A 20,165-nucleotide genomic window follows, 5' to 3' on the forward strand; every position below is an offset into this window, starting at 1 on the left:
GGCGTGGCAGAGTGTTCTTACGCGCGAAACAACTTCCGACCAGTGAGGTCGACTATCCAGGGGAGCACATCCAATGTCTGAAGCGCCAAGCTACGGGTTCGACACATTGCAAATTCACGCCGGCGCCAAGCCGGATCCGGCCACCGGAGCGCGACAGACGCCGATCTACCAGACCACGGCCTATGTGTTTCGCGATGCGGATCATGCGGCGGCCCTGTTCAACCTTCAGGAAGTCGGCTTCATCTATTCGCGCCTGACCAACCCGACCGTGGCCGTACTTCAGGAGCGCATTGCAACCCTGGAAGGCGGCGTCGGCGCGGTCTGCTGCTCCTCCGGCCATGCAGCACAGATCATGGCGTTGTTCCCGCTGATGGGACCGGGATGCAATGTGGTCGCCTCGACCCGGCTTTACGGGGGTACCGTCACCCAGTTCAGCCAGACTATCAAACGCTTTGGCTGGTCGGCTAAATTCGTGGACTTTGACGACCCTGAGGCTGTGGCCGCAGCCATTGATGACGACACGCGGGCAGTATTTGGCGAATCTGTTGCAAACCCTGGCGGCTACGTCACGGATATTCGCTCCATTGCGGATGTCGCGGATGCGGCGGGTGTCCCGCTGATCATCGACAACACCTCTGCCACGCCCTATCTCTGCAGTCCGATTGCTCATGGTGCGACGCTGGTTGTGCATTCCACCACGAAATACCTGACCGGCAATGGTACCGTCACCGGCGGTGTGATTGTCGATTCCGGAAAATTCGACTGGTCCGCAAATGACAAATTCCCGTCGCTGTCCCAGCCCGAGCCGGCCTATCACGGGCTGAAGTTCCACGAGACCTTTGGCGGGCTGGCCTTCACCTTCCATGGTATCGCCATCGGCCTGCGCGATCTGGGCATGACCATGAACCCACAGGCAGCGCATTATACGCTGATGGGGGTCGAGACCCTCAGCCTGCGGATGGAACGCCACTGCGAGAATGCAAAAACCGTTGCCTCCTGGCTGGAGCAAGATCCGCGCGTGGACTATGTGACCTACGCTGGTCTACCCTCGTCGCCATATCACGCCCGTGCCAAGGAGCACTATCCCAAGGGCACCGGCGGGCTGTTCACCTTTGCTGTGAAGGGCGGCTATGACGCCTGCGTCAAACTGGTGAACTCACTGGAAATCTTCAGCCATGTCGCCAACCTTGGCGATACCCGCTCGCTGATTATTCACTCTGCTTCGACCACCCATCGCCAGCTGACACCTGAACAGCAGGAGGCTGCCGGGGCCGGGGCGAATGTCGTGCGCGTCTCTATCGGCATTGAAAACGCCGATGACCTGATTGCCGATCTGGATCAGGCCCTGAGCAAGGCGAGCAGTTGAGCCGCCAATCTCGAGCCAGTGTTACACCCTAAGGAAAAGGCCGGGACGTCCCGGCCTTTTCTAGTTCTCAGTCGTTTGTCGGCAGTTTGATATCGTAAACCACGGAAACGCTATGGCTGAAATTCAGCTCCCCCGCCTCGATTGGCATTGGGGCGCTGCGGGCCATCTCCATCGCCATCATCGGCTGACCACCGCCGGTGTCGCGATCATGAATTGACCGCACAGGGCCCAGCTCAACTCCGGCGGCTTCTGCCAGTTGGGCTGCTTTGCGCCGCGCATCCTTCACAGCGGCGCCGCGGATCTGGTCCTGCACTTTGGCCGGATCGGCAACACCGAAACTCAACCCACGGAAATCATTGGCGCCAACCTTCAGCACCTGATCCAGCACCTCGCCCAGCCGATCCAGATCACGTATGCGCAGGGCCAGGGTATTGGAGGCATTGAACCCGGTGATTTTGCGGCGCCCGTCGGAATAACTGCGATCCTGCGACCATACAGGGTTCAGCGAAATCTGCTGGGTCTGCATATCTTCTGCGGCAATGCCGGCCGCGCGCAACTCATCGACCACCGCGACCATCTTGGTGGAGACGGCGGACATGGCCAGCGCGGCCTCTTCCGCCTCCTCGGTGACCCCGAGGGTGATTGTCGCCAGCGTCGGGGTGACGGCGATACGCGCCTCGCCGGTGACCGAGATCTGGCGATCCACCGGGGTTTCCTGCGCATGGGCAAGCCCTGTTGCCAGCAGAACCGCCAGCGCGGAGGCAAAGATATGTCTAGCTTTCATCGAACTGCTCCTTTTCTGGGGTGTAACATGGGGATGGCAATTGACCGCCTGCAAGGGGGAAATCGTGTCTTTTCCTTTCCCTTGCGCGCGCTCTGCCTTATGGTCTGCGCCAAGATCGCCCTGCCACACAGGGGTATGGGCATACTAAAGCTGAAGGCGTGTTTGCATCATGAAACCGGGGTTTGCACTTTCTCTGTCCTCCACCGGCGTTGGCCTATTGCAACGTGCCGCCGGGGGCTGGCGCCAGATTGGCACGGTTTCGCTGGATGTCGAAGATCTGAGCGCCGCACTGGCAGATCTGCGCCAGCTGGGCGAACGCTATGCCCAGGGACCAATCGCGTGCAAGCTGATCATCCCGAACGATCAGATTCGATACCTGACGCTTGACACCGGAACCACCGATCTCGACAGCCGCCGTGCCGCTGCCGAGCAGGGCCTGGATGGGGCGACCCCGTATCGCGTGGATGAGCTGGCCTTCGACCTGAGTGAGGACGGGGCAAAGACACATGTGGCTGCCGTCGCCCGCGAGACTTTGCAAGAGGCTGAAGATTTTGCGCTGATGCATGGGTTTCTGCCGGTGAGCTTTGTTGCGATGCCGCAGGAAATGAACTTTCTGGGGGAGCCGTTTTTCGGCGCGTCTCAGACCCTGCTGCAATCCGGGGAAGCCCCGGTTGAACCTGACGGTGTTGCGGTGGTTGATATCGGCCCGGCAGGTGCGCCGCCTGCCATCTCAGACACGGGTGCGGACGCTGAGGTAGATGCCGACACCCGCTTGGACGGAAACGCATCACCCGACGCGCCCGACGCTGATGATACCGCCCCCGCGGCCCCAGCCCCGTCAAAGCCCGTGTCAGAACTCGAAGACGCATCTACTGATGACAGTCCCATTGATGAGACTGAAACTGCTGCCGCGGAGAGCAAGCCGGTCGAACAGACCGGAGCTGAGCCGGATCATGTCCCTGACGACACGCCCGTTGCGGATACCGAAGATACACCGGCACCGCCAACAGCCATCGCTGCGAGCGGTTTTTCGACACGGCGACGCAAGGATGGGGAGCTGCGCGCACAGAAAGCGTCGGTACCAACGGCCGCCCCAGCATCGCCCAAAGCCGCCGCAGCGACCAAAACCGGTGCTGGGGCCAATACCGCAGCGCCGCATACAGATACCAAGCCAAAGGATGGCCCGCGCGTGGTGCCTCATGCTGCCTTTGGCTCCATTGCACTTGCCGACAGCCCGGCGGCGCTGGGAAAAGGTGACGTCAAAGCGCCGTCGCTGACCGCTCAGACAACCGGGCCGATCGTCCCCTCCCTCGCCGCCAAGGGCAGTATCCCCCCCGCTCCAAAAGCATCGGGCCCGGCGCCGGTTCTACCCCGTGATGACATAGGGGACATCCCACTCACGGAGAGGCCCAAAGACAAGAAATCCCTGCATGAGGCAGGCAAGGCATCCCTACTGGCCGGCGTCTCAAAGCAGAAGGTCGGCGGCAAGCCACGTTTCCTTGGCTTGGCTCTGGTGAGCGGCTTGCTAATTGTCATGGCGATTGTGGCGGCCTGGGCAATCCTTGCCGACAGGCAGTCCCGCAATGCCGTCAGTGACGCAACTGCGGTGCCATTAAGCAGCCCAGACACAAGCGGCTCCGGTGACATCGCGCCGCAGGTCAGCGCGATACCAGATCAGCCTGATGAGGGGGCGTTGTTGCCACTGGACGCAACGCCAGACGGCACATCGTCCAATGACGCAGCTGCGACTGCGAACGGTGATGAGGGGCTTTCCAGCACGGATACAGCCGTTCTGGACGCGCTGCGGTTGGAGCAGGACGCCACACCGACGGCAGATGAGACCCTTACTGAGGATCTGGACCAGGCCGAGCTGGCCCCGGAAGCGGATGAGGCTGCGGCGGCGGCCGATCAGGATACGCCGCTCACACGCGCGGCCCAATACGCTGCAACCGGCATCTGGCAACACGCGCCTGAAACGCCCGAGGCCCCGGGAACAGATACGCTTGAGACCCTCTATGTGGCGTCAATTGACCCAACGGATATCTCCAAAGACGCAACAGCCCTGCCTGATCAGACATTGTTCGCCACGGATCTGGAACTGGGCACGATCAGTACCCCCACTGCTGCCGGACAGCAGTTTGACCTGGATGAGCGCGGATTGGTCAAGGCCACCCCAGACGGGACGCTGAACCCGGACGGGATCATGGTGTTCCTCGGCCGTCCCGAAAAAGTCCCGCCACCGACCCCTGCCCGTCCAGACCCGGACGTTGCCGCCGCAGCGGAGGAAGCCGCGCGTCAGGTGATCCTGTCGGAACTTCGTCCCAAACAGCGCCCCAACGATCTCGTCGAACAAAACGAGCGTGCGCAGCTTGGCGGATTGAGCCGTGCTGAATTGGGCGCAATTCGCCCCCGTGGTCGCCCACCGGGATTGAAACCGCCAGAAGAGAACAGCCTGCCCGCAACCGCGCAGGCGATTGCACGCTCCGTTGTGCCCCGAGGGCGGCCAGCCAATTTTGCCAATCTGGTCGACCGTGCGCAGCGCAACCGTCAGCGCAATGCGGAGCCCAGCATCTCAGAGGCGGTCGCCAGCGCACCGCCGCGAACCGTTACACCACGAATCCCATCCAGCGCCTCGGTTGCGCGGCAGGCCACCGTCGACAATGCGATCAATCTGCGACGGGTGAACCTGATTGGTGTCTACGGCACCCCGTCAAATCGCCGCGCGCTGATCCTGATGCCCAACGGCCGCTACAGAAAGGTAAAGGTCGGAGATCGGATCGATGGTGGTCGTGTTGTGGCTATTGGCGACAGCCAGCTGCAATACCAAAAAGGCAATCGCAACCTGACGCTGAAAATCCCCAGTGGTTAAGGCCAACACAGTCAGCACACTGCGAACAAGGCGCAGAATACACGCCAAAAGATCGAACAAAAAAGCCGGACCAATCTTGGTCCGGCTTTTGTCGTTACGGTCTGCAAACGGCTGATCACTCAGCCTCTGCAAGCTCCCCATTGGCAATCTGTTCGCGTTCAATCGACTCGAACAGCGCCTTAAAATTGCCTTCGCCGAAGCCGTCGTCGCCCTTGCGCTGGATAAATTCGAAGAAGATCGGCCCAATCACAGTTTTGGAGAAGATTTGCAGCAGGATCTTGGTCTCCCCCCCGTCAACAACGCCTTCGCCGTCAATAAGGATGCCATGATTCTGCATCCGGTCCAGCGGCTCCTCATGGCCGATCACACGGTCGTGGCTCATCTCATAGTAGCTGGCCGGAGGGGCCGGCATGAACTTGATCCCGCGGTCTGAAATCTCATCCGTCGCGCCATAGATATCTTCGCTACCAACCGCGATGTGCTGGATACCCTCACCGTTGTATTTTTTCAGATAGGAGACAATCTGCCCGGTTTCGCCGCGATCTTCATTGATCGGGATGCGGATGCGCCCGCAAGGAGAGGTCAGTGCGCGGCTCAGCAACCCGGTGAATTTGCCTTCGATGTCAAAGAATCGGATTTCTTTGAAGTTGAACAACTCGCCATAGAACCTGAACCATTTGTCCATGTTGCCCTTGAAGACGTTATGGGTCAGGTGATCGAGGTAATAAAAGCCAACACCGCGCGGTTTTGACTGGGTGAGCCACTCGAACTCGGTGTTATAAGGCGAGGTGTCATAGTACTGGTCGATAAAGTAGATCAGCGAGCCACCAATCCCCTTAATCGCAGGGACGTCCATCGTCTTGTCGTCACCTTCATAAGCTTCTGCCCCCTTTGAGACGGCATGTTCGAAGGCCTGTTGCGCATCAACAACACGCCACCCCATGGATGGCGCACAAGGACCATGATCCGCCACGAAACGCTCGGCAAAGCTGCCTTTCTCGGCATTCAGGACATAGGTGATATCCCCCTGCTGCCACAGCTCGATGCCCGGCTTGCTCTTGTGGCGCGCCACCAGCTCATACCCCATGCGCGCAAAGAGATCGCGCAGCTCCTGTGGGTCGGGATGGGCAAATTCGACGAATTCAAACCCATCGGTCCCGGCCGGATTTTCTGGGCTGATGACGGATTTCGGTGCGTTATGCGGGAACGGGCCCATGCGGCTTCCTCCAAATAGGGAATAGTGTAGCTGCATTCAGAATACCGCAATTCAGATGCTTGTTTTGCGCATAGTTTAGGATATGCCAGTGTGAGGCGCGCAAATCACGCGCAATAATTCCAATATTCGTGAAAGTCCCGCACATGCTAGACATAACTGATCAGAAACTGCTCTCCGCACTGCAAAAAGACGCTCATCTGACGGCACAGCAGCTGGGGGAACTGCTGAACCTCTCAGCGAGTCAGGCCGGGCGACGCCGGCAGCGCCTGGAGGCCGACGGCTACATCCGCAGCTACGAAGCGCGTCTGGATCCTGACAAGCTGGGGTTGAGTGTTCAGGGGTTTGTGCAGGTCCATCTGGAAAGTCACGGACCCGAACAATCTGAACGATTTTCACGGCTGGTCCGGATGCGTCCTGAAATAACATCAGCCTGGACCATGACGGGCGAAGCCGATTATTTGCTTAGGGTATTCTGCACTGATCTTGCTGCGTTAAACCGGCTTTTGCATGAAATTCTGCTGCCGCACCCGACGGTCGCGCGGGTTCAGAGCCAGATTGTGATGGCACAATTAAAAAGCGATGGGCCGCTGCCGACTTAAGGTTCCGTGAACACTCGTGCGCTATACAAACACGGTACAGACTTAGAGATTGGATAGAGACCGTGTCCTTTGTAGATCGTCGCATTGAAAGCCGCCCCACCCGCGGCGAGGCTCCATTTGGGCTAAACGAGGTGTTCTTCTCCCGCACCGACAGCCGGGGGGTCATCATCGCCGGCAACTACGTGTTCCGCAGGGTGTCCCACTACGATTGGGAAGAACTGCTTGGCGCGCCACATCGCACCATTCGCCATCCCGACATGCCCAAGGGTGTGTTCCAATTGTTCTGGGACACCATCAAGAGCGGTCAGACCATGGGCGCCTACGTCAAGAACAAGTCGAAAGATGGGCTTTATTACTGGGTGTATGCTGTCGTGGTGCCCTGCGCTGACGGTTACCTGTCAGCGCGGATCAAACCCAGCAGCAAGATGTTCGACGATACCCGAAGCCTCTACGCCAAGCTGCTTGCGGCGGAGCAAAACGAAGGGCTGACACCCGAGGAAAGCGCCGAACGCCTGAAGGGCTGGATCGTCGATCATGGTTTTGACAACTATCGGCAATTCGCGACCAAAGCGATGAGTGAGGAACTGATCGCGCGCGATATCGGGCTGGACAATGAGCCGGATCAGATGATTGTCGATCTGTGTCAGATGTTGGACAACGCCAAGACACTCGTCGGTGAGACCGAAGGCCTGATCAAGGATTTCGACGCCATGCATACAATCCCGCATAACCTGCGGGTCATTGCGTCGCGTATTGAACCCTCGGGCGGACCGGTCACCGTGCTGTCGCAGAACTATGGCGCGATGTCGCGTGAAATGTCTGACTGGTTTGCAGCGCATGTCATGGGCAAGGACAGCAATTTCGCGGTGATCGAGGCGGCCGTGGACGATTCCCTGTTTGTGGAGTGCATGGTGCGTGTCCTGAAGGAATGCGACATCCAGCTGCAAAAGGAACGGCGCAGCTTGGGAGAAGTTGACATGCAGGGAGAACGCGACATCCTGGCTCAGCTGGTGGCCCAGCAGCTGGAACGCGCGGGCAATGGGCTCGACCAGGTGGAGCGCGAAGCCTCACGAATCATGCATGCCTGTCAGGTTATGCACCGCCACTTTCTAGGCCTCAGCTCGACCCGTGTTCTGTGCAAGATCGAAAGTGCCCGCCTACCGGAGTCAGGCGAAACACTGGCGGATATCATCGATCAGCTTGGCGTCTTTCAGGAGCGCATATCCCAACGGCTGGAGCGTATTGCAAAACTCAGTAATGAGATCCGCTCACTGGAACGCTGACGCGAGGCGCACGGGTTATGCACAAACCGGGGTCAGAATCCACTAATCTGCCAGCGCTGGTTTTCTGTTGTCCCTGATAAGAAATAGAGCCGCTGGAATAGCGGCTCTATCTCAAAGGCCTGAGAGACGTAACTCAGATGAGCCAGCTCGTGCCCGGACCTTTGAACTGCGGCAACGCAGAGGCATCGAGTTTTTTAGGTTGCGACCGCCAGTCCCGGCGCGCTCAAAACCTCTGTATTATTGCCCTTAGCGTGCCAGCAGTACTGCATTGATGGGTTCTGCCCTGGGGTGCCCCTCCTGCGGAGCCAAATACGCGTACCCTCCGTTTGGCGAGAGGCCCGACCGGTCCTGCGCGACGGTCAGGCCGTTCCGTGCAGGTTGTCTTTTCGGACAGATATGGTGCCGTAGCAGCAAATGGCAGCGCCGCCACACCGACCCGCGCCACCATCGCATGTTAAACGTTGCCAAGCCGGGCAGCGCTTGCGATACCAAAACCTATGGATGCATTTCTCTATCAGGCGACGATCTACCTTGCAGCCGCGGTGATTGCCGTGCCGATTGCCGCACGTCTCGGTCTTGGGTCGGTCTTGGGCTATCTGGCTGCCGGAATCATAATCGGACCGGTGTTCGGGTTCGTCGGAAGCGAAGCCGAAGATCTGCGCCATTTTGCCGAATTCGGCGTCGTCATGATGCTTTTTCTGATCGGGTTGGAGCTGGAGCCCCGCGCACTTTGGGCGATGCGGCATAAGCTGCTCGGCCTGGGCGGCCTCCAGATCCTTGTGAGCACGATGGCCCTGATGGGTGCAGCCATGCTAGCAGGGGAGACCTGGCAGGTGGGTCTGGCCATTGGCTTGGCGCTCTCGCTCTCCTCAACCGCCATCGTACTGCAAACCCTCTCTGAAAAGGGACTGATGCGGACCGGCGGGGGGCGGGCGACATTCTCGGTTTTGCTCACGCAGGACATTGCGGTCATCCCCATCCTTGCATTGCTGCCGCTGCTGGCCGCCCAACATGGCGCCCAGATCACCGGGAATGGATCCATCGCTCGCAGCGCGGATGATGCCCATGCCGCATCCAGCCACGCCACACTTTCGCTGGTCGAAGGGCTGCCGGGTTGGGCTGTAACCCTGGTGACCCTTGCCGCAATCGGGTCAATTGTGCTGGCCGGGGTCTATCTCGCCCGTCCGGTATTCCGGTTCATTCATGCCTCCAACCTGCGCGAGATGTACACGGCTTTGGCGCTGATGATCGTTGTTGGCATCTCGTTCCTGATGACGCTAGTCGGCCTCTCGCCTGCGCTTGGAGCCTTTCTGGCGGGGGTGGTTCTTGCCAACAGCGAATTCAGGCATGAGCTGGAAAGCGACCTCAACCCCTTCAAGGGCCTGCTGCTGGGGCTATTCTTCATCACTGTCGGCGCCGGTATCAACTATCGCTTGTTTCTGGCAGAGCCGGGCGATCTGATCGGCCTCGCCCTCCTGGTGATCATTGCAAAAGGCACCGTGCTTTACTTTGTGGGCAAAGCATTTGGCCTGAAGAAACGCGATCACTGGTTGTTTACGCTGGGCCTTGCGCAGGCGGGTGAATTTGGGTTCGTCCTGCTGGCATTTTCACGGCAGCTCAATGTTGTGCCGCCTGAGCTATCAGAAAAACTGCTTCTGGTGATCGCCCTGTCGATGCTGATCACCCCGCTGTTGTTCATTCTCTACGACCTGCTGTCGAAATACAGCAAGGACAGCCCAAAAGAGCAGACCCCCGATGAGATCGATGAAGAAGGCCCGGTCATCATTGCCGGGATTGGACGCTTCGGCCAGATCGTCAATCGCCTGGTCCGTGCCAGTGGGTTCAATACCGTTGTTCTGGACAGCAATATGGCATCCGTACAGCTGATGCGGCGGTTTGGCGTCAAGAGCTTCCTCGGTGATCCGACCCGCCCCGAACTGCTGAAAGCAGCTGGCATTGCAAAGGCCAAGGTCCTCGTTGTGGCGCTTGACGACAGAGAGGCTGCACTCAGGTTGGTTGCCCATGCCCGTCGTGGGTATCCGGATCTGCATATCATTGCCCGCGCATTTGATCGCAACCATGTGTTTGAACTCTACAAGGCAGGGGCGAATGACATTGTGCGCGAGATGTTCGACAGCTCCCTGCGTGCCGGGCGCTATGTTCTGGAGCAGATCGGGCTGAGCGAATATGAGGCGGCGCAGGCCGAACAGACCTTCTATGCGCATGATCGTCAAACCGTGCGCGAACTGGCAGGTCTCTGGATTCCCGGCACACCCGCCAGCGAAAATCCGGCTTATATCGCCCGTGCCCGTGAGCTGGAGAAAGATCTGGAAACAGCGCTCCTGGAGCTTGCCGAGGCCAAGAAGTCCTCAGATCAGAAATCAGCCTGAACCTCAGCTGCGCCCCCACCGCCAAACGGAGAGACAGCAAAGCGATACTGAGCCGTCTATCGGCAGCTCAGCTGCCGGAGACGCCCGCTTCCTCAAAGGTTGCCATACCGCTGTGGCACGCGACAGCGGCCCGCAGTACCTGGATGGCCAAAGCCGCACCAGATCCCTCTCCAAGGCGTAGATCCAGCGAGAGAAACGGTGGTTTGCCAAGATGGGTCAGCAATGCGGCATGGGCGCTTTCGGCGCTCTGGTGCCCTGCGACGACGTGATCCAGTGCAGCCGGGTGGGTCCGCATCAAGCAGGCCGCCGCCGCGCAGCAGATAAACCCGTCCAGAATGACAGGAATTTTCATCATGCGGGCCGCGGTCATCGCCCCGGCCATGGCGGCAATCTCGCGCCCGCCGAGACGGCGCAGCGCCTCAACCCCGTCAGTGATGGCCGGGCCATGCAGCGCCACCCCTTCCGCCACAACCCGGGTTTTATTTGCCAGGCCCGTGTCGTCGACACCGGTTCCACGTCCGGTCCAATCCCCGGCGTCCCCCCCGAACAGCGCGCACGCCAGCGCTGCGGCCGGTGTTGTATTGCCAATACCCATCTCGCCCACCACAAGCAGATCCGCGGAGGGATCAACCGATTTCCATCCAGTCTGCAACGCACTGAGTAGTTCGGCGCTGTCCATGGCCGCGTCTTTGGTAAAGTCCTTGGTTGGCGTTTCCAGATCAAGGCTATGAACATCGAGCCGGGCACCCGCCAGCTTTGCCAGCTGGTTGATCGCGGCGCCGCCGTGTTTGAAATTGGCGACCATCTGTGCGGTCACCTCGCTCGGGAAGGCCGAGACCCCTTGCTGCACGATGCCATGGTTGCCGGCAAAGACGATCACCTGCGGCGCTCGGATCACCGGGCGCTCGGTGCCACGCCAGCTGCCGTACCAGATCGCGAGATCCTCCAACCGCCCAAGCGAGCCCGGCGGCTTGGTCAATTGGCTGTTGCGTTCGGCCGCGGCCGTTTCAGCCCGTTCATCCACGCCCGGAGCCTGCGCAAGCTGCGCACGAAAGTGATCAAGCGAAAAGAGCGGTGACAGCATGGAAAGCCTCATTGCATCGAAGGGGTCGTCGCAGGTAAAGCGGATCATCCGTATGTACCGGTTCATCTTGACACCGCAAGCCCTCCGTGAGGCCCGCAAATGCGAAAAAACGACATATCTGGTGTAGATTTTCTGCTCGTGTTGATCTTGTTGACACGATTGCCCATGCCAAGGTTGCAAAAACAGCAGTTTGCGCGACATGCGCACGCGGCTTGGGCGTTTCCCTTTGCTGGGGTTGCCGTTGCGGTACCGGCGTGCCTGTTGGCGGTGATCGCGCAGGGCATGGGATTATCTCCGATGCTGGCTGCTGGGATCGCGCTGCTCACGCAGACACTTCTGACGGGCGCCATGCATGAAGATGGGCTCGCAGATACCGCAGATGGGTTCTGGGGTGGTTTCACCCGTGAGCGGCGGTTGGAGATCATGAAGGACAGCCAAATCGGCACCTATGGGGTTCTGGCTCTGATCATGACAATTGGTCTGCGCTGGATCGCCTATGCGAGTCTGCTGGCAGCTGACGCGGTGTGGGTGCTCTTGCCCGTGGCCATGCTGAGCCGGGCTATGATGCCAGTCGTTATGGCAGCGCTGCCGAATGCGCGCACCAACGGCCTGTCCTCCTCCGTGGGGCGCCCGCCCTGGAGGGTCTGCGGGCTGGGGCTGGCGATTGCAACCCTGGCTGCCGTACTGTTCCTCGGCTGGAACGCCTGGGGACCCTTGCTGGCGATGTGTGCGATCGCTGCCGTCATCGCTGCCACCGCCCGCACCAAGATCGGAGGACAGACCGGGGATGTGTTGGGGGCCACGCAGCAGTTGTGCGAGCTTGTCGCCCTGCTCGGCCTGTCCGCCGCCCTCAGCTGAGCACCGCTGCCGCTTACTCCACGCCGCTGGTGCGGATCTTCAGCTGTCCGCCACAGTGCTTACAATGCACCGCATCCACATCGTGGCGGGTCAGCCCGCATTGGCTGCAGGTATAGCGCACACGCTGCGGATTAAAGATCGCCTGCGCCAGCCGCACAAACAGGGTCACCCCCACCACCATGACAAACACCGAGAAGGTTTTGCCAGCAGGGGTCGCCATGGTGATGTCGCCAAAGCCGGTGGTGGTCAGCGTCGCGACCGTAAAATAGAGCGCATCGATATACGGATAGTCGCTGCCCGTGGTATCCATGAAGAAAACCAATGCCGTCATCGACGTCGCAAAGACAAAGATGAACAGGTTGATCCCGGCAATGATCGCATCTTCATGACGACGAAAAAACCGGCTGTCACGCCGCAGATCCTGCAGCAAATGGTAGGAGTGGATCAATCTTAGGCCCCGCAAGATGCGTAGGAACGCCAATCCTCCGGGCAGAATGGTCTCCAGCAACAGCGACACCAGAACGATGATGTCAGCGAGCGTGTAGATGCGCCAGAACAGCTTGCGGCGGTTGCTGCTGATCCAGAGCCGTGCCACCAGATCCAATGCGATGACCAGCCCCGCCAGCCAGCTCAGCCCAATCAGCCAAGGCCCGTGGGGGATATGAGCAGTGGACATGAAAAACAGGATGGTGATGACATCAAAGCCGATCAGCCCATAGCGAAACCGGACCGATGCGCTATCGGTACCACGATAGAGATCGGTCAGGCGAGTTTTTAGATCCGTCATGGATGTTCTCTGCTCGTTTTTTAGCCATGGTCGGGCGCGTCACCCAGTCAGATATACGCAGTGACATCGGGAGGGGCTAAATCATAGCCCAAAAATCAAAAAGGCCACGCCTTGAAGCGCAGCCTTTGTTTTTGATTTTTCGAATATAAGCTGGTTCGATCACCGCTGTTTCTGGGTAGAGATCACGCCGCAGCGCGGGAGGTCAGCACCTCGTCAACCTGCTTCGCGGCAGAGATTTCATCGCCACCGGAAACCGCTGCCACCTCACGCGTCAGGCGCTCAAGCGCAGCCTCATAGAGCTGACGCTCCGAGTAGCTCTGCTCGCGCTGATCATCGGTGCGGTGCAGGTCACGCACCACTTCGGCGATGGAAATCAGATCACCTGAGTTGATTTTCTGCTCATACTCTTGGGCACGGCGCGACCACATGGCGCGCTTTACTTTCGCCTTACCCTTGAGCGTGGTCATCGCCTTGGCGATCACATCGGGGGAGCTGAGCGACCGCATGCCAATTTCGGTTGCCTTGTTGGTCGGCACCCGCAGGGTCATCTTGTCCTTCTCGAAGGTGATCACAAACAGTTCCAGCGCGAAGCCGGCCACTTCCTGCTCCTCGATCGAAATGATCTGGCCAACGCCATGGGCGGGGTACACAACATAGTCGTCGGGGCGGAATTCAGGCTTCTTCGATTTAGTCATACAGGTCTTTCCTCGCTATGTGCCGATGTCAGGATCGGCTGGGCTGCCACAAGTCCAGGCGCGCGATGATCCGAAGACCCGCGCCGCAGACATGTCGCAGGAAAACCGCCAACAGACCCGTGCGACATTAGGCGCACAGCCAAGGCGGACATCCGTGATTGGTTATTTCCTGACTGAGTATATCACATTTTTTGCCTTACAAAAAGGCGAGGGTCCGTGAAACCTCACGGTGACGGGCTATCGGATCATAGAAAACACCGCGAAACGGACGGACCACCCCGCCTTCCTTGGCGGCAGCGCCAAGAACACCTGAGGTGAGTCGGCAGATCAAGTGCTCCGCAAGTCCCGGATAGAATCCTGGATCAGCCGCCTTCGCCCGGAGCCTCGGAGAAATATTTCTCCAACTTGCCCTCTTCGCCGTCACGCTCTTCAGCCTCGGGAAGCGGGTCTTTTTTGGAGACGATAACTGGCCACATTTCAGAATATTTGCGGTTGAACTCGACCCATTTGTCCATGTCCGGCTCCGTATCCGGGCGGATCGCATCCGCCGGGCATTCCGGTTCGCAAACACCGCAATCGATACATTCATCCGGATGGATCACCAACGTGTTCTCACCCTCATAGAAGCAATCGACCGGACAGACTTCGACGCAGTCGGTGTATTTGCAGGCGATGCAGTTATCCGTAACGACATAAGTCATGGTTGGCCGAGTCCCGTAGCTGTTTGGCTTGTAGCTAAATCACCGAAGCGCCGGCTTCAAGATGTCAAAACACACCATCCCGGCGACTAAGATCAAGCGCCCTGCGCTCTTTCTTATCCGGGCGACCTTTTCCCTCGTAGCGCGGGTTGCGCGGCACGGGGTCCTGTTTTTCGGTCAAATCAAAGTACAGCGCCTGTGCCTCTGGGGCCGGCCCGCGCCGTGTTCCGAGGGCTTCGATCCGCACGGTTCGGATGATGCGGCCCTGCGGGAAGGTCAGAACGTCCCCGGAAGAGACGTTCTGAGCCGGTTTTGCAATTTTATTGCCATTGAGACTAAGATGACCACCACTGACCATTTTGGCGGACAGGCTGCGGGTCTTGAAGAACCGCGCCTGCCACAGCCATTTGTCAATTCTGATCTTCTCGCTCACCAGCATCCTCTTCAGTTTCAGCGACCGACGATCAATCGGATTGCTTCAACCCCATCAGTGCTGCGGCAAAGGGGTTGTCGGGATCGATCTGCTTTTCCTTTTTCGGCGGGCGTGCCGAATAGGTCTTGCTGCCTTGATCCTGACGGCCACCCTTTTTGCCGGGCTTGCCATCGCGACCGCCAGGCTTACCGCCGCGCGGTTTGCCTTTGCCACGCGGGGCGTCGCCGCCGCGTTTGGCGCCACTGCGTTCGCCGCCAGCATCCTGACCACGCCGGTTGCCATTGCGGTTGCCGCCAGTCTTGCGAGCGCGGCCCCAGGTGAAGGTGTAGAATACCTCTGTTTCCTGCTCCTCGACCTTCGCATCCGCCGCATCGCCGACAGGTGTCTCGATTTCTGCGGTTTCTGGGATCGGATCCGCAGCAACCGGATCTGCCAGTTCTTCAGCCACGGGCGCGACGCCTGAGTCTTCGATCCCGGCGACCTCCGCTGGGACATCAGCGGGCGCGACCGGGTCCGCAACAACAGCATCAGTGGTTGCAGCAGTGTCAGCCTCATCCGGCGCAGCGGCTGGTGTGTTCTCCACCTGCTGAGCCGCATCCATAACAGGAACGTCAGCCTCCGGAGTGCCGGTTTCAGTAACCACGGCGTCAACGGCCTTGGCTTTCACCCGCTCGCCCTTGTCAGCCTGATAGCCAAGCCCCTGCATCAGGTCGGCAAACTGCTCAAGCGTCATGCCGGTGATCGACAGCATGTCGGCCTTGGCTTCAAAACCGCCACGGCTGTCTTCGGCCCGCAACATATCTGCAAGACGTTCCAGCATATCGATACGGATCATGCGTTCGCCTGCGTTGCGATAGCCGCACATGGTATCATACCCCTGCGGTGCATCCTTGATGACCGGCACGGTCACCAGGCCAGCTGGCGGCGCATCCGGGAATTCCCCCAGACCTTCTGAAAGTGCCCAGAGCACCAGACGCAAACGGGTCGGTGCCGGCTTCAGCAGCAGCGGCATGAAGATGGTGAACTGGCCAAACCGAATGCCGTGCTTGCGCAACGCGCCACGGGCATCCTGATCCAGATCCTTCACCTCTTGTGCGACGGCTCCACGCGGCAGCAGGCCCAGCCCCTCGACCATGCGGAAGGCAAAACCACGGGCAAGGCCAGTCAGTTCTTCGTCCCGTTGCAGGTTGAGCAGCGGCTCAAACAGCGCGTTGATCTTGCGGGAGATGAAATGCTGCAGGCGACGCTCGACCTTCTGCGCGACGTCAGCCCCCGCAGCATCATCGACAAAAACCTCAATACGTGGGTTCAGCGGATCTGCGCCGGCCACCAATTTGCCGACAGCATGTTCGCCCCACATCAGGCCGCCCTGATCGGTAAAATCAATTTCAGTATCCGGCGCGTTGTAGAAACGGTCAGCCCGGAGATGGAAATGCGGTGCGAGTGCTTGCAGGGAGGCGGATTTCAGCGCCTTTGCCTCGGCGCCCTGAGCGCTCTTGTCCGGCGAGAACCGGAACCCTTCAAGACGACCAACGAATTCACCTTCGACGGTCACTTCACCCTTGTCATTCACTTCGGCCAAAAGGGCCTCCTTCTGTTTGAGCCGGCGCAAAAGCACGGATGTGCGCCGGTCCACAAATCGCTGAGTCAGACGTTCGTGCAAGGCGTCCGACAATCTGTCTTCTACAGCGCGCGTCTCTCCGCGCCAATGACTTTCATCACGTACCCAGCCGTTCCGTTGTGCAACGTAGGTCCAGGTCCGGATAAAGGCCAAACGTTTCGACAATGCGTCAATGTCGCCATCAACCCTATCGATCCTTTTTATCTGCCGCGCCAGCCAATCGTCCGGCACAACCCCGGATCCGTGCAGATACTGGAACAAAACGCCCAAAAGGCCAGAATGTTCCGACTGAGAAATGCCGCGAAAATCGGGAATCCGGCAAACATCCCAAAGCAGTCGCACAGAGGAGGCATTGGTCGTCCGCGCCAGAATTTCATCCTGCTGGGAAAGCGATTTCAATGCGATAAGATCATCCGCTTCGCGTGCGCGAACCAAATTCTGATCCTCCGGCGCTGATTCGAGAGAGCGGATCAGCGCCTCCACAGTGCCAAATTGAAGCTTGGACGAGCGCCAGTTCAGCTTTTTCAGCGGCGTGAACCGATGCTCCATAATGGCCTGCGCCACGCCATCCTCCAGCGGCGGCGCATCGCCGGTTACCCCGAAACTGCCGTGGCTCATGCCGCGCCCTGCCCGTCCCGCAATCTGCGCCAGTTCATTGGGCGCCAGCTGCCGCATCCGGCGCCCGTCGAATTTGGTCAGCGAGGAAAAGGCTACGTGATCAATATCGAGATTGAGCCCCATGCCAATAGCATCGGTCGCAACCAGATAGTCCACCTCTCCATTCTGGTAGAGCTCCACCTGAGCGTTCCGCGTTCGCGGACTGAGCGCCCCCATGACCACCGCCGCGCCCCCCTTTTGGCGGCGCAACAGCTCAGCGATTGCGTAGACATTATCGATGGAAAATCCCACAATTGCTGTGCGCGCGGGCATTCGGCTGAGCTTCTTTGAACCTGAATAGACCAGATCAGAGAGCCGCTCGCGGCGCAGGAACTGGACACCGGGGACCAGTGCTGCTATCGGCCCGCGCATGGTATCCGCCCCCAGAAACAGCGTCTCCTGCGTGCCACGCGCCCGCAACAGCCGGTCGGTGAAAACATGGCCGCGTTCCGGGTCTGCGCAGAGCTGGATCTCATCCACCGCTAAAAAATCACAGCCCATGCCCTCAGGCATCGCCTCAACCGTGCAAATCCAATACTGCGCGCGGGGCGGAACGATGCGTTCTTCCCCGGTGACCAGCGCCACCACGGATGGGCCACGGGCCGCCACGACCTTGTCATAAACCTCCCGCGCCAGAAGCCGCAGCGGAAATCCCATGACACCGGTGCGATGTCCCAGCATGCGTTCGATCGCATAATGCGTCTTGCCGGTATTGGTCGGTCCCAAAACCGCCAGGACCCGGGCAGTCCCGGAACTCTGCATGCCTGTCATGATATCGCCCTCAACGCCCGAACCGCGTTCACTTGCCCGTTTTACAGCTCTCTGCCTTCAACCGTGGTCTTCAGCCGGTCGAGCGCGTTGGTTATCGCCTCGTGATGCGGATGTATAGCCTGCGCCCTTTTATAGGCCTCATAGGCGTTCTGCGGATCATTGAACTGTTCGAACATCGCCCCCAGCGCAAAGATCGCGTTGTAGTCATTGGGGTTCAACATCAGCGTTTGCTCCAGATCAGCCACCGCTGGCCCAAAAAGCCCCGCAGTAAAATAGGCCCGCGCACGTTCATACCAGCCAGTAGCAAATCCGGGCGCATGATCCGTCAGCGCTGTCAGGTGCTCGATAGCAATGCGGGTGTCGCCCCGGTCGAGCGCGTCTTTGCCACGTTTCAGCAAAAGGTCCATCGCCGGAGACCCACTGCTCCCCCAGAGGGCCTGTAAAGACCTGTCCAGGCTGATCGCCTCGTCCGGATCAGCTTTGGCCAAGGCCGCAAGCAATCCGGCCTCATCCGCAGGGGACTCCGCCCGCGCCTGTAAAGGCACGGAAAACAGGACTGTCAAAGACGTTGCCGCCACGATAGCTTTGAGATTGGAGAATTTTGCAACCATGATGGGTTAAGTGTAACCGCGCAGCCCGCGTTTTCCAGAGCCGGGGAGCCTTCCCTCACATAAATTTGCGAGCTGCGGATCAAATATGAGGACTAAACATGAGCGAAACGCTGACCCAAGCAGCAGAAACGCTGAACGAAAAAATGGACGGCGGCTTTGATGGCTCCGCCAAATTCGACATCACCGGGATGGGCACGATCATGCTCGACCAGAATGGTGCGCGCGTCGCAGACGAAGAAGCAGAAGTCACCATGACCGCCGATGCCGAGACGTTCCAGTCGATCATCGAAGGGGATTTGAACCCCACCACAGCTTTCATGAGCGGCAAGCTGACCATCGATGGTGACATGGGCACCGCGATGAAGCTGGCATCGGCAATGGCCTGATGGACGCGCACCTGATGGATCTGACCCCCGCCCCATTCTTTGCCGATATCGCGCGAGGACCCGACGGCGGGCAGGCTCATTGGGTGACCACCAGCGATGGCCTGCGCATCCGCGTGGGCCATTGGCACCCGGATGGTGCCAAAAAAGGCACGTTGCTACTGTTTCCGGGACGCACCGAATATATTGAGAAATACGGCGCGGCCGCCCAGGACCTGGCCAATCGCGGCTATGCCACACTGGCGGTTGACTGGCGCGGTCAGGGGCTTGCTGACCGGCTGCTGCCCGAGCGCCTTCTGGGCCATGTTGTTGCGTTTAGAGATTTTCAGAAAGATGTCGACGCGGCTGTAGATCTGGCCGAGCGGCTGGCGTTGCCAAAACCCTGGTTTGTACTTGGGCACTCCATGGGCGGGGCTATAGGGCTTCGCGCCGTGATGGAGGGGCTGCCAGTTAAGGCCTGCGTGTTTTCCGCCCCGATGTGGGGCATTCAGATCCCCCCGGCCCTGCGCCCTGTGGCGCGGCTGCTCAGCGCAATGGGCGACCGGTTCGGCATCGGCGCGATGCGGACCCCGACAACCACGCTTGCGCCCTATGTGCAGGCCAGCCCGTTTGAAGGCAATTCGCTCACCAATGATGCAGAGATGTATCGTCTCATGCAGGACCAGCTTGCTGCACAGCCGGATCTGTCGCTCGGCGGGCCAACGGTGCGATGGTTGGGTGAGAGTTTGCGTGAATGCGCTGATCTCGCCCAATTGCCCTCGCCCGCGCTGCCCTGCATCACCTTCCTCGGGACACAGGAGCAGATCGTCAACACCGCAGCCATCCACGATCGCATGGCCCGCTGGCCCGGTGGGGAACTGGATCTGGTCGAGGGCGCGCAGCACGAGGTGATGATGGAAGGGGCTGAAACACGCCGCACCATTTTTGACAAGATGACGCGGCTGTTTGACCAATACGCCGACTAGGCTGCCCCTTCGGATAAGGCAGGCTCAGAGCGCGCTGCCTGTTGCTGGGTATAAATCACTGCGACACGCAGGGCGGTTGCTTGTGATCCCCTGCC

17 protein-coding genes are annotated in these 20,165 nt (G+C 59.5%); 8 read left to right on the top strand and 9 right to left on the bottom strand.

Going from position 1 to position 20,165, the window contains the following annotated elements; all coding sequences use genetic code 11:
• Positions 1 to 73 precede the first annotated feature (73 nt).
• Positions 74 to 1,366 carry an O-acetylhomoserine aminocarboxypropyltransferase/cysteine synthase family protein gene (locus INHI_RS0112085; protein WP_027247803.1) on the top strand — a complete coding sequence of 431 codons (1,293 nt, stop codon included), beginning with the start codon at positions 74 to 76 and terminating at the stop codon, positions 1,364 to 1,366.
• A 67-nt stretch (positions 1,367 to 1,433) separates the two neighbouring features.
• Here the strand turns inward: INHI_RS0112085 and INHI_RS0112090 are convergent, their stop codons facing one another.
• Positions 1,434 to 2,150, bottom strand: coding sequence for an SIMPL domain-containing protein (locus tag INHI_RS0112090; RefSeq protein WP_014879368.1), 717 nt, complete (start codon positions 2,148 to 2,150; stop codon positions 1,434 to 1,436).
• A gap of 169 nt (positions 2,151 to 2,319) precedes the next feature.
• Between INHI_RS0112090 and INHI_RS0112095 the strand changes: the two genes are divergently transcribed.
• A complete protein-coding gene (locus tag INHI_RS0112095) occupies positions 2,320 to 5,019 on the top strand; it encodes a hypothetical protein (protein WP_027247804.1) in 2,700 nt (899 codons plus the stop codon).
• 115 nt (positions 5,020 to 5,134) lie between these two features.
• On the opposite strand, the gene hppD is transcribed toward INHI_RS0112095, so the two are convergent.
• Entirely contained in the window at positions 5,135 to 6,235 is a 1,101-nt protein-coding gene (gene hppD, locus INHI_RS0112100; protein ID WP_027247805.1) for a 4-hydroxyphenylpyruvate dioxygenase, read from the bottom strand.
• 143 nt (positions 6,236 to 6,378) lie between these two features.
• Here hppD and INHI_RS0112105 point away from each other — a divergent pair, with 143 nt between their 5' ends.
• The 3 genes from INHI_RS0112105 (at position 6,379) to INHI_RS0112115 (ending at position 10,507) form a co-directional block, all read left to right on the top strand.
• Positions 6,379 to 6,834 (top strand): Lrp/AsnC family transcriptional regulator, encoded by a 456-nt coding sequence (locus INHI_RS0112105; RefSeq protein ID WP_014873850.1) that lies wholly within the window; start codon positions 6,379 to 6,381, stop codon positions 6,832 to 6,834.
• 62 nt (positions 6,835 to 6,896) lie between these two features.
• The gene (locus INHI_RS0112110) at positions 6,897 to 8,117 is read left to right on the top strand and encodes a PAS domain-containing protein (RefSeq protein ID WP_014879364.1); all 1,221 of its coding nucleotides are present in this window, start codon (positions 6,897 to 6,899) and stop codon (positions 8,115 to 8,117) included.
• 497 nt (positions 8,118 to 8,614) lie between these two features.
• Complete coding sequence (locus tag INHI_RS0112115; protein WP_014879363.1) at positions 8,615 to 10,507, top strand: monovalent cation:proton antiporter-2 (CPA2) family protein; 1,893 nt, start codon at positions 8,615 to 8,617, stop codon at positions 10,505 to 10,507.
• 67 nt (positions 10,508 to 10,574) lie between these two features.
• On the opposite strand, the gene cobT is transcribed toward INHI_RS0112115, so the two are convergent.
• The gene (gene cobT / locus INHI_RS0112120; protein WP_014879362.1) at positions 10,575 to 11,591 is read right to left on the bottom strand and encodes a nicotinate-nucleotide--dimethylbenzimidazole phosphoribosyltransferase; all 1,017 of its coding nucleotides are present in this window, start codon (positions 11,589 to 11,591) and stop codon (positions 10,575 to 10,577) included.
• A 99-nt stretch (positions 11,592 to 11,690) separates the two neighbouring features.
• Between cobT and cobS the strand changes: the two genes are divergently transcribed.
• Positions 11,691 to 12,449 carry an adenosylcobinamide-GDP ribazoletransferase gene (cobS, locus tag INHI_RS0112125; protein ID WP_027247806.1) on the top strand — a complete coding sequence of 253 codons (759 nt, stop codon included), beginning with the start codon at positions 11,691 to 11,693 and terminating at the stop codon, positions 12,447 to 12,449.
• Between the two features lie 13 nt (positions 12,450 to 12,462).
• Here the strand turns inward: cobS and INHI_RS0112130 are convergent, their stop codons facing one another.
• The 6 genes from INHI_RS0112130 to INHI_RS0112155 all read right to left on the bottom strand — a co-directional run bounded on the left by INHI_RS0112130 (position 12,463) and on the right by INHI_RS0112155 (position 18,722).
• The gene (locus INHI_RS0112130) at positions 12,463 to 13,236 is read right to left on the bottom strand and encodes an ion channel (RefSeq protein ID WP_027247807.1); all 774 of its coding nucleotides are present in this window, start codon (positions 13,234 to 13,236) and stop codon (positions 12,463 to 12,465) included.
• 182 nt (positions 13,237 to 13,418) lie between these two features.
• The gene (locus INHI_RS0112135; RefSeq protein ID WP_014873844.1) at positions 13,419 to 13,931 is read right to left on the bottom strand and encodes a CarD family transcriptional regulator; all 513 of its coding nucleotides are present in this window, start codon (positions 13,929 to 13,931) and stop codon (positions 13,419 to 13,421) included.
• Positions 13,932 to 14,293: 362 nt separating this feature from the next.
• Entirely contained in the window at positions 14,294 to 14,632 is a 339-nt protein-coding gene (gene fdxA, locus INHI_RS0112140) for a ferredoxin FdxA (RefSeq protein WP_014873843.1), read from the bottom strand.
• Between the two features lie 64 nt (positions 14,633 to 14,696).
• Positions 14,697 to 15,068, bottom strand: coding sequence for an RNA-binding S4 domain-containing protein (locus tag INHI_RS0112145; protein WP_036767042.1), 372 nt, complete (start codon positions 15,066 to 15,068; stop codon positions 14,697 to 14,699).
• A gap of 25 nt (positions 15,069 to 15,093) precedes the next feature.
• The gene (locus INHI_RS0112150; RefSeq protein ID WP_027247808.1) at positions 15,094 to 18,111 is read right to left on the bottom strand and encodes a helicase-related protein; all 3,018 of its coding nucleotides are present in this window, start codon (positions 18,109 to 18,111) and stop codon (positions 15,094 to 15,096) included.
• Positions 18,112 to 18,152: 41 nt separating this feature from the next.
• Positions 18,153 to 18,722, bottom strand: coding sequence for a tetratricopeptide repeat protein (locus INHI_RS0112155; RefSeq protein WP_027247809.1), 570 nt, complete (start codon positions 18,720 to 18,722; stop codon positions 18,153 to 18,155).
• A gap of 98 nt (positions 18,723 to 18,820) precedes the next feature.
• Between INHI_RS0112155 and INHI_RS0112160 the strand changes: the two genes are divergently transcribed.
• Together INHI_RS0112160 and INHI_RS0112165 are read left to right on the top strand one after the other, a co-directional pair.
• On the top strand, positions 18,821 to 19,108 hold the full coding sequence (locus tag INHI_RS0112160; RefSeq protein WP_014873839.1) for an SCP2 sterol-binding domain-containing protein: 288 nt from the start codon (positions 18,821 to 18,823) through the stop codon (positions 19,106 to 19,108).
• Positions 19,108 to 20,070 carry an alpha/beta hydrolase gene (locus INHI_RS0112165; protein ID WP_027247810.1) on the top strand — a complete coding sequence of 321 codons (963 nt, stop codon included), beginning with the start codon at positions 19,108 to 19,110 and terminating at the stop codon, positions 20,068 to 20,070. The genes INHI_RS0112160 and INHI_RS0112165 overlap by 1 nt, the downstream gene beginning before the upstream one ends.
• Positions 20,071 to 20,165 lie beyond the last annotated feature (95 nt).

Source organism: Phaeobacter inhibens DSM 16374 (assembly GCF_000473105.1).
GTDB lineage: Bacteria > Pseudomonadota > Alphaproteobacteria > Rhodobacterales > Rhodobacteraceae > Phaeobacter > Phaeobacter inhibens.